General features: G+C 67.1%; 10 protein-coding genes and 1 riboswitch. Of the genes, 5 read left to right on the plus strand and 5 right to left on the minus strand.

Annotation, left to right across the window (positions count from 1 at the left end):
• Both BRAS3809_RS33015 and BRAS3809_RS33020 read left to right on the plus strand, forming a co-directional pair.
• On the plus strand, nt 1–863 hold an 863-nt coding region (locus BRAS3809_RS33015; protein WP_035660210.1), incomplete at its 5' end, for an aldo/keto reductase.
• A complete protein-coding gene (locus BRAS3809_RS33020) occupies nt 860–1,711 on the plus strand; it encodes an amidohydrolase family protein (protein ID WP_008966356.1) in 852 nt (283 codons plus the stop codon). The genes BRAS3809_RS33015 and BRAS3809_RS33020, both read left to right, overlap by 4 nt.
• Before the next feature lie 6 nt (nt 1,712–1,717).
• Here BRAS3809_RS33020 and BRAS3809_RS33025 read toward each other — a convergent pair whose 3' ends face one another.
• From BRAS3809_RS33025 to BRAS3809_RS33035, 3 genes are all read right to left on the minus strand, one after another.
• On the minus strand, nt 1,718–2,173 hold the full coding sequence (locus BRAS3809_RS33025) for a GNAT family N-acetyltransferase (RefSeq protein WP_008966357.1): 456 nt from the start codon (nt 2,171–2,173) through the stop codon (nt 1,718–1,720).
• Between the two features lie 16 nt (nt 2,174–2,189).
• Complete coding sequence (locus BRAS3809_RS33030) at nt 2,190–3,017, minus strand: outer membrane protein (protein ID WP_170323368.1); 828 nt, start codon at nt 3,015–3,017, stop codon at nt 2,190–2,192.
• Between the two features lie 184 nt (nt 3,018–3,201).
• Entirely contained in the window at nt 3,202–4,044 is an 843-nt protein-coding gene (locus BRAS3809_RS33035; protein ID WP_083839218.1) for an outer membrane protein, read from the minus strand.
• Nucleotides 4,045–4,720: 676 nt separating this feature from the next.
• Nucleotides 4,721–4,801: riboswitch (ZMP/ZTP riboswitch) on the plus strand.
• A 26-nt stretch (nt 4,802–4,827) separates the two neighbouring features.
• On the opposite strand from BRAS3809_RS33035, the gene purH reads away from it, so the two are divergent.
• Nucleotides 4,828–6,420: a bifunctional phosphoribosylaminoimidazolecarboxamide formyltransferase/IMP cyclohydrolase gene (gene purH / locus BRAS3809_RS33040; protein ID WP_008966361.1), complete on the plus strand. Its 1,593-nt coding sequence runs from the start codon at nt 4,828–4,830 to the stop codon at nt 6,418–6,420.
• 110 nt (nt 6,421–6,530) lie between these two features.
• Here the strand turns inward: purH and BRAS3809_RS33045 are convergent, their stop codons facing one another.
• On the minus strand, nt 6,531–7,940 hold the full coding sequence (locus BRAS3809_RS33045) for an MFS transporter (protein WP_008966362.1): 1,410 nt from the start codon (nt 7,938–7,940) through the stop codon (nt 6,531–6,533).
• Between the two features lie 190 nt (nt 7,941–8,130).
• On the opposite strand from BRAS3809_RS33045, the gene ggt reads away from it, so the two are divergent.
• Nucleotides 8,131–9,837 (plus strand): gamma-glutamyltransferase, encoded by a 1,707-nt coding sequence (ggt, locus tag BRAS3809_RS33050; RefSeq protein WP_008966363.1) that lies wholly within the window; start codon nt 8,131–8,133, stop codon nt 9,835–9,837.
• A gap of 187 nt (nt 9,838–10,024) precedes the next feature.
• Nucleotides 10,025–11,416 (plus strand): serine hydrolase domain-containing protein, encoded by a 1,392-nt coding sequence (locus BRAS3809_RS33055; RefSeq protein ID WP_008966364.1) that lies wholly within the window; start codon nt 10,025–10,027, stop codon nt 11,414–11,416.
• 3 nt (nt 11,417–11,419) lie between these two features.
• Here BRAS3809_RS33055 and BRAS3809_RS33060 read toward each other — a convergent pair whose 3' ends face one another.
• Entirely contained in the window at nt 11,420–12,085 is a 666-nt protein-coding gene (locus BRAS3809_RS33060) for a glutathione S-transferase family protein (RefSeq protein WP_008966365.1), read from the minus strand.
• Nucleotides 12,086–12,219: the final 134 nt, after the last annotated feature.

Raw genomic sequence — 12,219 nt, forward strand, 5'->3', positions numbered from 1 at the left:
CGGCCTGGGAACGCGGGGTCCGCTTCTACGACACCGCCCCGCTGTACGGCTTTGGCCTGGCCGAGCAGCGGCTCGGCGCGTTCCTGCGCCAGCAACCGCGCGACAGCTACGTCATCTCGACCAAGGTTGGCAGGCTGTTGCGCCCGGACCCGACGGCACCGGACGATCCGCACTACAAGGGCGCGCCGCCGTTGCGGCCGCGTTTCGACTATTCCTATGACGGCGTGATGCGCTCGGTCGAGGAGAGCCTGGTGCGGCTCGGCCTCGATCGCATCGATATCCTGCTCGTGCACGATCCCGACGATCATTACGACGAGGCGGTCGCCGGCGCCTTCCGCGCGCTGCAGCGGCTGCGCGACGACGGCAGCATCAAGGCGATCGGCGCCGGCATGAACCAGTCGGAGATGCTGATGCGGTTTGCCGAGGTCGCGCCGGTGGACTGCTTCCTGCTGGCCGGCCGCTACACGCTGCTCGATCAGGGCGCATTGGACGGCCTGTTCCCGATCTGTCGGAAACAGCACATCGCGATTCTGCTCGGCGGCATCTACAACAGCGGCATCCTGGCCAATCCGCATCGCCAGCCGAAGTTCAACTACGAGGATGCCGACGCCGCCCTGGTCGCCCGCGCCCGCCAGCTCGACGCGCTGTGCAGGCAGCACGGCATCGAGCTCAAGGCCGCCGCGATCCAGTTCTGCCTCGCCCATCCCGCCGTCACCGTCGGCCTGCAGGGTGCCCGCAATGCACAGGAGGCGGCGGACAACGTCGCGCTGGCGCAGGCCCCGATCCCCGCCGCCTTCTGGCGCGCACTGCGCGACAGCAACCTGATCGACGCGCGCGCGCCGCTGCCGGGAGATGCGGCATGAGCCGGACGATCGACGCGCATCAGCATTTCTGGGACCCGGCGCGCGCCGACTACCCATGGATGGCCGGCGACGCGCTGGCCCCGATCCGCCGCCCGTTCGGCCCCGCCGATCTCGCGCCGCTGCTCGCCGCGAACGGACTCGGCGCGAGCATCCTGGTGCAGACGCGATCGTCGCTGGACGAAACGGAAGAGTTCCTGCGCACCGCTCATGCCACGCCCTTCATCGCCGGCGTCGTCGGCTGGGTGGATCTCACCGATGCCGCGGTGGGCAGCACCATCGATCGGCTGCGCGGCCTTCCGGGCGGCGACAAGCTCGTCGGCATCCGTCATCAGGTCCACGACGAGGCCGATGCGGACTGGCTGTTGCGCGGGGACGTCCAGCGCGGCCTCGCAAGCGTGATCGCGCACGGCCTGACCTACGATCTGCTCGTGCGCACCCGGGAGCTTCCGGCGGCGATCGCGACCGCTCGCAATTTCCCACCGGGACGCTTCGTGCTCGACCACGCCGCCAAGCCGCCGATTGCGACCGGCTTCGATCAGCTGTGGGCTGATCGCATCGCGGCGCTGGCGGCGAACGGAAACGTCTGGTGCAAGGTGTCGGGGCTCGCAACCGAGGCTGTCTGGACCGATTGGGATGCAGAACGGCTACAGCCCTATGTCACGCATGTAGCGAGCTGCTTCGGCGCGGACCGTCTGATCTTCGGCACGGACTGGCCGGTCTGCCTGCTCGCCGGCAGCTATGGCGAGATCAAGCAGGCGCTCGAGCAGTGCCTGCTGCGGCTCGGTCCGGACGTGCGCGACAAGGCGTTCGGCCGGAATGCGGCCGCAGCGTATCGATTGCCGGGCTGACGAACGTCAGAACCGCATCACCATGCCGAAATGGCTCTTGGCGAAGCCGAGCCGCTCGTAGAAGCGCTGGGCATCGACGCGGCTCTGATGCGTCATCAGTTCGATCAGATTGCAGCGATGCCTGCGCGCCTCGGCGATCGCCCATTGCAGCAGCTGCTCGCCGATGCCCAGGCTGCGGCGGTCGGCGGCGACGCGGACATCCTCGACCAGCGCACGCGACGCGCCTTGCGAGCTCAGCCCGGGCAGGATGCACAATTGCAGGCAGCCGACCACCCTGCCCGCCTCCTCGGCGACGACGAGAGTGATGTTATCGGCGTCCGCAATGGCGTCGAACGCCGTGAAGTAGGAAGCAGGCATCGGCTCTTCGATGCGCTCGCGGGCGCGGCCGAGATGATCATCGGCAAGCATCGCAACGATGGCGCCGACGTCCTCGCGTTGCGCCGGGCGAATCGTGACGGGCATCAGTTTTCGAACCGGCTCAGAACTTGTAGCCCAGGCCGGCGCGCACCGTGTTGACGCTGGTGTCGACGGTCGAGGTAAAGCGGATGTATTCGTACTCGGCTCGCGCAAACAAACCACCGACCAGATTGACGTCGACGCCGAGGCCGGCGCTGTAGCCATAGATCAGATGGTTGTGCTGGATGTTGTTGGCGCTGAGCGGCGCGAGCGCAGTGTAGGTACCGAGCTGAGTCGTGCTGACACTGTCCTGAACCGTCACGGTCTGGCCGATGTCGGCATTGCCGAGCGCGAGGCCGAAGAAGGCGTAAGGCAGGAAGCAGCCGAGCGCGTAGCCGGCACGACCGCGAATGGTCGCCATGTCCTTGATCGAGATCTGCGACGACTGCGTCGAGCTCACGCTGTGATAGTTGCCGTCGGAGAGCGCGCTGGCGCTGGTCAGCGCACGGGTCGAGGAGGCCATCCCGCCGAACTTGCCGTGCATGTAGCTCGCCTCGACGCCGAGAACCACGTCGTCCCACTGGCTGTTGTAGCCGACGAAGCCGCCGAAGCCCGAGGAGCGGGACGATTGCTTACCCAGGTTCATGTTCCAAGCCGAGACCTGCATCTGGCTCTCGATCAGCGTATTGGCGAGCACCGCCGCGGTCATGGTGCTGGTCGAACCGTTGAAGTTCTCGTCGGACGAACCATAACCGCCCTGGACGCCCGCGTAGTAGCCGTCCCAGTTGACCCGTGAGTTGTTGAGGCCATCCGTCACGCTGCCCCTCAGGATGGGCAGGTCGGACAAATCCGCGGCCTGGGCAGCCGTGACCATGCCGCACACCGAAACCGCCACCACCAGGCTACGCATTGCAACGCTCCAATCAGCTACTTGAACTCTCGGTTCCGATCATTGCGCGTTAACCTTAATCATTCGTTGTCGCGCGACGTCGCGAATGAAATCTTTCACCGCATCGATGAGTGGTCCGGCAAAAGCAGAACGGCGCGGGAGACCCGCGCCGTTCGATCAGTGCAGCAATGGAAAGCGCCCGGGCTCAGCCCTTGCGGATCAGCGGCGGCATCGGGGGGGGCGGCGGATTGTCGAAGTTCCAGCGCACACCGAGCTTCAGGTCGTGCGAGGTGATGTCCTTGAACTTGAAGATGTTGCCGGTCGTCGTGCCGGTGTAGGTCGACAGCACGCCGGTCTGTCCCTGGCCGAGATCGACGTAGCTGTAGGCCAGCTCGAGCACGAGGTTCGGGTTGACGTTGTAGGCCAGACCCGCATGTGCCGCCCAGGCGAAATTCCACTTCGAGGAGGTCGGCGCGGTGGCGAAGCTCGTCGTCGTGAACGGCAGGTTGTTGATGCCGGTGTCGGTGAAGTTCGAGATCGTCACGCGCGATCCGCCGACGCCGGCGCCGATGAACGGCGTCACGCACCACCAGGTGCCGAGATCGACATAGGCGTTGGCCAGCACCAGCCATTCGGACTTGCTGGCGGTGTAGTTGTCGATGCCGCTATACGGCACGCCGCCCGCCGTCGCATTGAAGCGATCGGTGCCCTTGAAGTTCGAATTGCCGCGGTATTGGCCGGTGATGTCAGCGCGGAACCAGCTGTTGAAGCGATAGCCGACGCCGACGCCGTAGATTCCGGCGGCGTCGAAGTCCGAGGTCTGCTGGAACGAGGTCATCGGCGTATAGGCCGACTCGCGGCTGTAGTGGACGTCCTTGACCTTCTGATTGCTGAATCCGATGTCGCCGCGCAGATACCAGCCACCGAAATCGGCCGCGGGCGGCGGCGCGTAAACGGGCGGGGGCGCGATGGGCATGTCGGCCGCAAAGGCCAAAGTGGAAAACAGAGAGGCCGCTCCGGCGGCGATCAAAGACTTAACGCTACGCATTGGCTTCGTCCCTTTGGCCGGTGAGGCGTTCGAAAGGGCCCCACATCACAACTGACGGCCGTACAATCGCACCAAATGTTTAAGCAGCGCTTAACCCTAATAATTAGGGTTGATATTTCGTGACCGCGCGGGAACCGTTAACCGCGGCGCAACGGACCCTAATGATTGGTTAGCGCGCAGTTTTCTTCCGGGGGATTGCGAACTCATTAGTTTAGTCTGGACTGAGTTGCTGGGTCAGCTCGCTTGTTCCTCGGGCAACTGCAAAACGCGACGCGAGCTGTTGCCGCGATGACCGCCTGCTCCCTCTCCCCGTTCTTCACGAGGAGAGGGCTGGGGTGAGGGGCAGCGGCTCGGGTGCTGTAGCTTCCATGCCGTGAACTCAATCTGCTGTCAGCGCGGCCAGCTGATAGTTAGTCGGCTCGCGAATCTGACCATCGGTGCGAAGTTGACGTAGCCGTCCGACGGGTCGTCATCCGGGCCTCGTATGTGCCATGCCCCTCACCCGGATTGCTGCGCAATCCGACCTCTCCCCGCAAAGAGCGGGGAGAGGTTGCACCGCCTATGCCGGCGGAGATTGCCTCGATCAGCGCACCATCGTGAGCGCGGCGCCCGCCATGGCTGCGAGCTGAAAAGCACCTCTCCCCGTTGTCGCGCGGGCCAAAAGCTGCTATGAGCGCGGCTCTCGCGCGACTGGCGACTTTGGATGGAGCACCATCGGGGAGCGCGGGATCGACCGCCGTGCGCCTGGGCAACCGAACCTCCTGCAACAGGATTCTGCCCGCCATGACCAACCAGCTTCGTCCCGTTCGTCGCGCTCTTCTTTCCGTGTCCGACAAGACCCGTCTCGCCGATTTCGCGCGCGCGCTCGCCGCGCGCGGCGTGGAGTTGATCTCCACCGGCGGCACCGCCAAGGCGATTGCCGATGCGGGCCTGAAGGTGAAGGACGTCTCCGACCTCACCGGCTTCCCCGAGATGATGGACGGCCGCGTCAAGACCCTGCACCCCAAGGTCCATGGCGGGCTGCTGGCGATCCGCGGCAATGACGAGCATGCGGAAGCGATGAAGACCCACGGCATCGCGCCGATCGACCTGCTCGTCGTCAACCTCTATCCCTTCGAGGCCACGGTCGAGCGCGGTGCGCCGTTCAGCGACTGCATCGAGAACATCGACATCGGCGGTCCGGCGATGATCCGCGCGGCGTCTAAGAACCACGAGGACGTGGCGGTCGTCGTCGACGTCAACGACTACGAGGCCGTGCTCGAGGACCTCGCCAGGCACGATGGCTCGACCACGCTGCTGCTGCGCCGCCGGCTCGCGGCCAAGGCCTATGCCCGCACCGCCGCCTACGACGCCGCGATCTCCAACTGGTTCGCCGCGACCATCCAGAACGACGCGCCCGACTATCGCGCCTTCGGCGGCAAGCTGATCCAGCCGCTGCGCTACGGCGAGAATCCGCACCAGCATGCGGCGTTCTACGCGCTGCCGGGCCGTCGCCCGGGCGTCGCCACCGCGCGGCAGGTGCAGGGCAAGGAGCTGTCCTACAACAACATCAACGACACCGACGCCGCCTATGAATGCATCGCCGAGTTCGACCCGGCGCGCACCGCGGCCTGCGTCGTCGTCAAGCACGCCAATCCCTGCGGCGTGGCCGAAGGTCCCGACCTGATCACCGCCTATCAGAAGGCGCTGGCCTGCGATTCGACCTCCGCCTTCGGCGGCATCATCGCGATGAACCGCAAGCTCGACGCGGCGACCGCGCGCGCCATCACCGGCATCTTCACCGAGGTGATCATCGCGCCCGACGCCACCGAGGAGGCGATCGCGGTGATCGCCGCGCGCAAGAACCTGCGGCTGCTGCTCGCCGGCGCCCTGCCCGATCCGCGCGAGGCCGGCCTCACCGCCAAGACCGTCGCCGGCGGCCTGCTGGTGCAGAGCCGCGACAATGCGGTGGTCGACGACATGGCGCTGAAGGTGGTCACCAAGCGGGCGCCGACCGACGCCGAGCTGCGCGACCTGCGCTTCGCGTTCCGCGTCGCCAAGCACGTCAAGTCGAACACCATCGTCTACGCCAAGGACTCCGCGACCGTCGGCATCGGCGCCGGCCAGATGAGCCGGGTCGATTCGGCCCGCATCGCCGCGCGCAAGGCGCTGGATGCCGCCGCCGAGCTCAAGCTCGCCGAGCCGCTGACCAAGGGTTCGGTGGTCGCCTCCGACGCGTTCTTCCCGTTCGCAGACGGCATGCTCGCCTGCATCGAGGCCGGCGCCACGGCGGTGATCCAGCCCGGCGGATCGGTGCGCGACGACGAGGTCATCAAGGCCGCCGACGAGCACGGCATCGCCATGGTGCTGACCGGCGTGCGGCACTTCCGGCACTAGGCACACCGTCATTCCGGGGCGCGCGCAGCGCGAACCCGGAATCCAGAGCTGAGGCGCGAGATTCCGGGTTCGTCGCTCCGCGACGCCCCGGAATGACGGCGGAGCGATTTTCAGGCGCTCTGCCCCGCGCCGCCGCCCGGATTCACCCGCGCCAGCAGCACCAGGCCCGCCGCGAAGAACAGCACCAGCGCGGCCATGCCGGCCTTCTGGCTCGCGGTGGCCGCAGTGATGATGCCGATCAAGAGCGGGCCGATGAACGAGGTCACTTTCCCCGTGAGCGCAAAGAGACCGAAATACTGCGCGACGCGCTCCTTCGGCACCATGCGGATCAGCAGCGAGCGCGAGGCCGCCTGCAGCGGCGCGCCGCAGGCGCCCATCACGCAGCCGAGCAGCAGATAGGCGCGTTCCGGCCACGACGCGAACAGCGGTCCGCCGGGCACGGCGGGCGACACCGGAATGAACAGGATCGAGTCTCGGCTCACCAGCAGGATCGCGATGATCGCGAACAGCAGGAGCGTCATGCTGCCGGCGATGACGCGCTTCGACCCGAGCCGGTCGTCGAGCTTGCCGCCGAGCCAGCCGCCCAGCGTGCCGGCGGCGGCGAGGATGATGCCGAAGGTGCCGATCTGGATCGTATTCCAGCCGAACGTGCCCGCGGCATAGATGCCGCCGAACGCGTACAGCGACACCAGGCCGTCGGTGTAGATCATGTTGGCGATCAGGAAGAGCGCGACGTCGCGCCGCTGCGGCAGGCTGCGCAACGTCTCCATCAATTGACCGAGGCCCTCGCGCACGGCGGCGCCGAGCCGGTGGCGCGCCGGGAAGTCCGGGGTGAACAGGAACATCGGCAGCACGAACACGATGAACCACAGCCCGGTGAGCGGGCCGGATGCGCGGTCGCCCTCATGCGTCACCGGATCGAGCCCGAACAGCGGGGTGAGCCCGAACAAGGTCCGGCCGGTTGCGGGATTGGCGGCCATGAAACCCAGCACCAGCACCAGCGACAGGATGCCGCCGATATAGCCTGTGGCCCAGCCGGTGCCGGACAGGCGGCCGATGCGCTCGGGCGGCACCAGGGTCGGCATCATCGCATTGTTGAACACGGTCGCGAATTCGACGCCGATGGTCGCGAGGACATAGACCGCGAGCAGCGGCGGGATCAACTCGGGCGCGCCGGGACGCCCGATCCACATCAGGCTGGAACCGATCACGAGCATCGCGCCGAACGCGGCGATCCACGGCTTGCGCCGGCCCGTCGCGTCGGCGATGGCGCCGAACACCGGCGACAGCAGCGCAATGACGATACCCGCCGCGGCGGTGGCGAAGCCCCACAACGCCTGGCCGCTCGCCGCATCCGGCGCGACATGGGCGGCAAAATAGGGCGCGAACACGAAGGTCGTGATCAAGGTGAAATAGGGCTGTGCCGCCCAGTCGAAGAAGATCCAGCTGACCACCGCCATCCGGCCGGGATAGCTGCGCCGCTCAGCGGCCTCGGTGGTTTCCATCGTGGTGACGGCCATGCAAATCCTCTGCGAGCTCGCCGTCGCCCTCGCGACGACCATGCCGTCGAATCTCGCGGCGATCACGGGGTCGCGTTTTACGTCGGCAATGCGGCGCTATAACATCTGACGATCCCAGGCGGATGTCAGCAGCGGCAGAAATGCGATGACCCTGTTCACGATTGATCGACGACGGCTCCTTGCAGGTGTCATGCTGTTGCTGGCCGGGTGCTGGCCGGCGCATGCGCTCGATCCTCAGCCGGCCGAGATTCCGCAGCCGCCCAACGTCACCGCGCCGGTGCAGGCGCCGGCGCATGGCATGGTCGTGGCGCAGGAGCGCATCGCGGCCGAGGTCGGCCAGCGCATTCTCGCGCTGGGCGGCAACGCGGTCGACGCGGCGGTCGCCACCGGCTTCGCGATGGCGGTGACCTACCCCGTGGCCGGCAATATCGGTGGCGGCGGCTTCATGGTCATCCACCTCGCCAAAGGCAACCAGGACATCGCGATCGACTACCGCGAAACCGGGCCGGAGGCGATGACGCGCGACGTCTTCCTCGGCGCCGACGGCAAGCCGGACAACGCCAAGTCGCGCGACTCGGCGCTGTCGATCGGCGTGCCCGGTTCCGTGGCCGGCCTCGCGCTGGCGCTGGAGAAATACGGCTCGGGCAAGTTCACGCTGGCGCAGCTCGTGTCGCCTTCGATCGTGCTGGCGCGCGATGGCATTCCCGTCGCCGACGACGTCGCAGTCACCCTGCCGATGATGGCGCCGCGGCTGGCGAAATGGCCATCGACGGCGGCAATCCTCATGCGTCCCGACGGCACCGTGCTGAAGGAGGGCGACCGGCTGGTGCAGCGCGACCTCGCGGCGACGCTGACCGCCATCGCCGAGCAGGGTCCGCGCGGATTTTACGAGGGGCCGGTTGCCGAAAAACTCGCCAAGGCGATCCAGGCCGCCGGCGGCATCATGACGTCGGACGATCTCAAATCCTATCAGCCCGTGCTGCGCACGCCGGTGCGTGGCAGCTATCGCGGCTATGACATCGTCTCCATGCCGCTGCCGTCCTCCGGCGGGACCGTGCTGGTCGAGATGCTCAACATCCTCGAAGGCTTCAAGCTGAATGAGCTGAAGCAGGGCTCCCCGGCGTCGCTGCATCTCCTGATCGAGGCGATGAAGCGCGCCTATGCCGACCGCGCCCGCTATCTCGGCGACCCCGCCTTTGTCGACGCGCCGGTCCGCGCGATGCTGTCGAAGGATTATGCGGCCCAGCAGCGCGCGAGCATCGACCCGGCCCGCGCCACCAGCGCCGGCGACGTCCTCGCCATCAAGCCGCTGCGCGAAGGTAGCAACACCACCCATTTCTCGGTGGTCGACGATGATGGCAATGCCGTCAGCAACACCTACACGCTGAACTTCCCCTATGGCGTCGGTTTGATCGCCGAGGGCACCGGCGTGCTGCTCAACAACGAGCTCGACGATTTCACCGCCGCGCCCGGCGCCTCCAACGCCTTCGGCCTGGTCGGCTTCGAGGCCAACCTGCCGGGGCCGGGCAAGCGGCCGCTGTCCTCGATGTCGCCGACCATCGTGCTCAAGGACGGCAAGCCGGTGCTGGTAACGGGCTCGCCCGGCGGCAGCCGCATCATCTCGACCGTGCTGCAGGTAATCGTCAACGTGCTCGACTATCAGATGGACGTCCGCCAGGCCGTCGCCGCGCCGCGGCTGCACCATCAATGGATGCCGGACGAGGTGCGGATCGAGAAGGGCTTTGCCGACGACGTGCTGGCCGATCTGCGCGCACGCGGCCACAGGATCGAGGAGCCGATGGGGCGGACCTCCGCCAATTCGATCCTGGTGACGGCCGACGGTCTGATCGGCGCGCCCGACCCGCGCAGCAAGGGGGCGACGGCGGCGGGACGCTAGGGTTCGGGTACTCGTATCCGGCCGGCCGGTTCCGCGCATGACCGGATGACGATTTGCCGCCGCGTCCCGAGCGCCTTTCCCGGCGTCACTCCGTTGGCGATGTGCTCGCGCCGGGTTAGAACGAGGCGAGGGCGCCGCGTGGCTTGCCCGTCAGACGGTTTCGGGCGCCCTGGTGAATTTGCGCAGATTGTTGGTCGGCCTTCTGGTGTTCGCGGGTCTGCTGGTGGCGGGCTGGCTCACCTATCGTCCCGATCGCGCGCTGCGCGCGGCGACGTCAGCCGTCGCCGAGATGATCTGCGCCAAGACCTTCGTGTCCGGTCTGGATCCACAGACCACCTTTGCCGAGACCATGGAGCGCCCCGGCGTGCGCCGGTTGCGGGCGATGATGCGCTATCGGGTCGAGCCCGACATGCGCTACGTCGATGCCTCGCTGCTCGGCCTGCACGCCAGCCGCGCCACCTATCACGACGGCCTCGGCTGTGTGTCGACGCAGGGCCAGAAGCCGCCTTACGTCCCGCACACCGACGTCGCCGCGCTGCGTGCGGCGCTGCCGCCGCCGACGCTCCCTGAGTTCGCCACGGCCGCTGTCGTCGAGCCGTCGGATCCCGCGCTCAAGGCCGCGCTCGATCACGCGTTCGAGGAACCCGCCAGCCCGCCGTTCCGCCGCACCAAAGCGGTTGTGGTCGTCAAGGACGGCCGACTCATCGCCGAACGCTACGCGGCGAATATCGGGGTCGACACGCCGCTGATCGGCTTCTCGATGACGAAGACGGTCACCAATGCGCTGCTCGGCATCATGACGCGCCAGGGCAGGCTCAGTCCCGCGATTCCGGCGCCGGTTGCGGAATGGCGGGAGGCAAACGATCCGCGCCACGACATCACGATCGAGCAGCTCATGCGCATGACATCCGGCCTGGCGCTGGATGAGACCAATTCCGGCTTCGACGCATCGAGCCAGATGAACATTCATCGCGACATGGCCGCGTTCGTCGTCAATGCGCCGCTGATGGCGCCGCCCGGCCAGCGCTGGGCCTATTCGAGCGCATCGACGCAGATCCTCGCCCGCATCATCCGCGACGCGGCCGGCGGACCGGAGCAGACCATCGAGTTCGCCTGGCGCGAGCTGTTCGGCCCGCTCGGCATGCGCAGCGCGACCTTGCAATTCGACGGCTCGGGCACGCTGCAGGGATTCGCCAACATGCTGGCGAGCGCGCGCGATTGGAGCAAGCTCGGGCTGCTCTATCTCGGCGACGGGGTCGTCGGCGGCCAGCGCATCCTGCCCGAGGGCTGGGTGGCGATGTCGGCGGCGGCGACACTCGACACCGATTATGGCGCTGGCCTCTGGACCAACCGCAGTCAGCACATCCACGCCCAGGGCCGCGCCCGCGCGGGTATTCCGCGTGACGCCTTCTTCGCCTTCGGCCTGCTCGGCCAGCGCATCGTGATCATGCCGAGCCAGCGCATGGTGGTGGTCCGGCTCGGCGACTCCATCGATCCGGACGGCGACATCAAGGGCGTCGCCCGGCTGGTGCGCGAGGTGATCGCCGCGACCGAGACGCCGGCCACGGCGGCGAAATAGCGATCAGCGGCCGATCTCGTACGGGCCGCCCTTCTCCAGCGCGATCTTGTAGGCCGGCCGCGCCTCGATGCGGGCGAGCCAGTCCATGGCCCGCGGGTGGCCCTGATCCAGTCCGCCGCGTGCGGCGGCGGCCTGCAGCGGGAAGCTCATCTGGATGTCGGCGGCGGTGAACTCATTGCCGGCGAACCAGTCGCTCTTCTGCAGCTCGCTTTCCCAGAACGCCATGTGCTGCTTCAGCTGCGGGTTGACCAGCGTGGTCAGCGCCTGGCTCGAGACCTTGCGCACGATCGGACGCAGCAGCGCCGGCGCGCGCTTCGGCATGATGTTGAACAGCAGCTTCAACAGCAATAGCGGCATGGCCGAGCCCTCGGCGTAGTGCAGCCAATAGGAATAACGCAGCCGCTCCGGCGTCTTCGGCGGCGGGATCAGCCGGCCATTGCCGTAGGTCTCGACCAGGTATTCGACGATGGCGCCGGATTCCGCGACCGTGTTGCCATTGTCTGTGATGACCGGCGACTTGCCGAGCGGATGGATGGCACGCAGCTCCTTCGGGGCGCGCATGTCGGGCTGGCGCTCATAGCGGATGATCTCGTAGGGCACCCCGAGCTCCTCGAGCAGCCAGAGCACGCGTTGCGAGCGGGAATTGTTGAGGTGGTGAACGGTGAGCATGAAGTCCCCGAAAGAACGGATCGAGTGGCGGGCGCTGTTCCGTAGCAGGACAGGACGAGTTCGGCGAGGCGCGGGAACACGGCTCTGAAGCCGAAATATTCACCCGGGTAATATTGACATTAATTTTTATCCGG

The sequence above is a fragment of the Bradyrhizobium sp. STM 3809 genome (assembly GCF_000239795.1).
Classification (GTDB): domain Bacteria; phylum Pseudomonadota; class Alphaproteobacteria; order Rhizobiales; family Xanthobacteraceae; genus Bradyrhizobium.

Bases quoted from the DNA above. Each gene is read 5' to 3' on its own strand.
- BRAS3809_RS33060 (WP_008966365.1), bottom strand. From the start codon at position 12,085: ATGCTCACCGTTCACCACCTCAACAATTCCCGCTCGCAACGCGTGCTC.
- purH (WP_008966361.1), top strand. From the start codon at position 4,828: ATGACCAACCAGCTTCGTCCCGTTCGTCGCGCTCTTCTTTCCGTGTCC.
- BRAS3809_RS33045 (WP_008966362.1), bottom strand. From the start codon at position 7,940: ATGGCCGTCACCACGATGGAAACCACCGAGGCCGCTGAGCGGCGCAGC.
- BRAS3809_RS33035 (WP_083839218.1), bottom strand. From the start codon at position 4,044: ATGCGTAGCGTTAAGTCTTTGATCGCCGCCGGAGCGGCCTCTCTGTTT.
- BRAS3809_RS33020 (WP_008966356.1), top strand. From the start codon at position 860: ATGAGCCGGACGATCGACGCGCATCAGCATTTCTGGGACCCGGCGCGC.
- ggt (WP_008966363.1), top strand. From the start codon at position 8,131: ATGCTGTTGCTGGCCGGGTGCTGGCCGGCGCATGCGCTCGATCCTCAG.
- BRAS3809_RS33030 (WP_170323368.1), bottom strand. From the start codon at position 3,017: ATGCGTAGCCTGGTGGTGGCGGTTTCGGTGTGCGGCATGGTCACGGCT.
- BRAS3809_RS33025 (WP_008966357.1), bottom strand. From the start codon at position 2,173: ATGCCCGTCACGATTCGCCCGGCGCAACGCGAGGACGTCGGCGCCATC.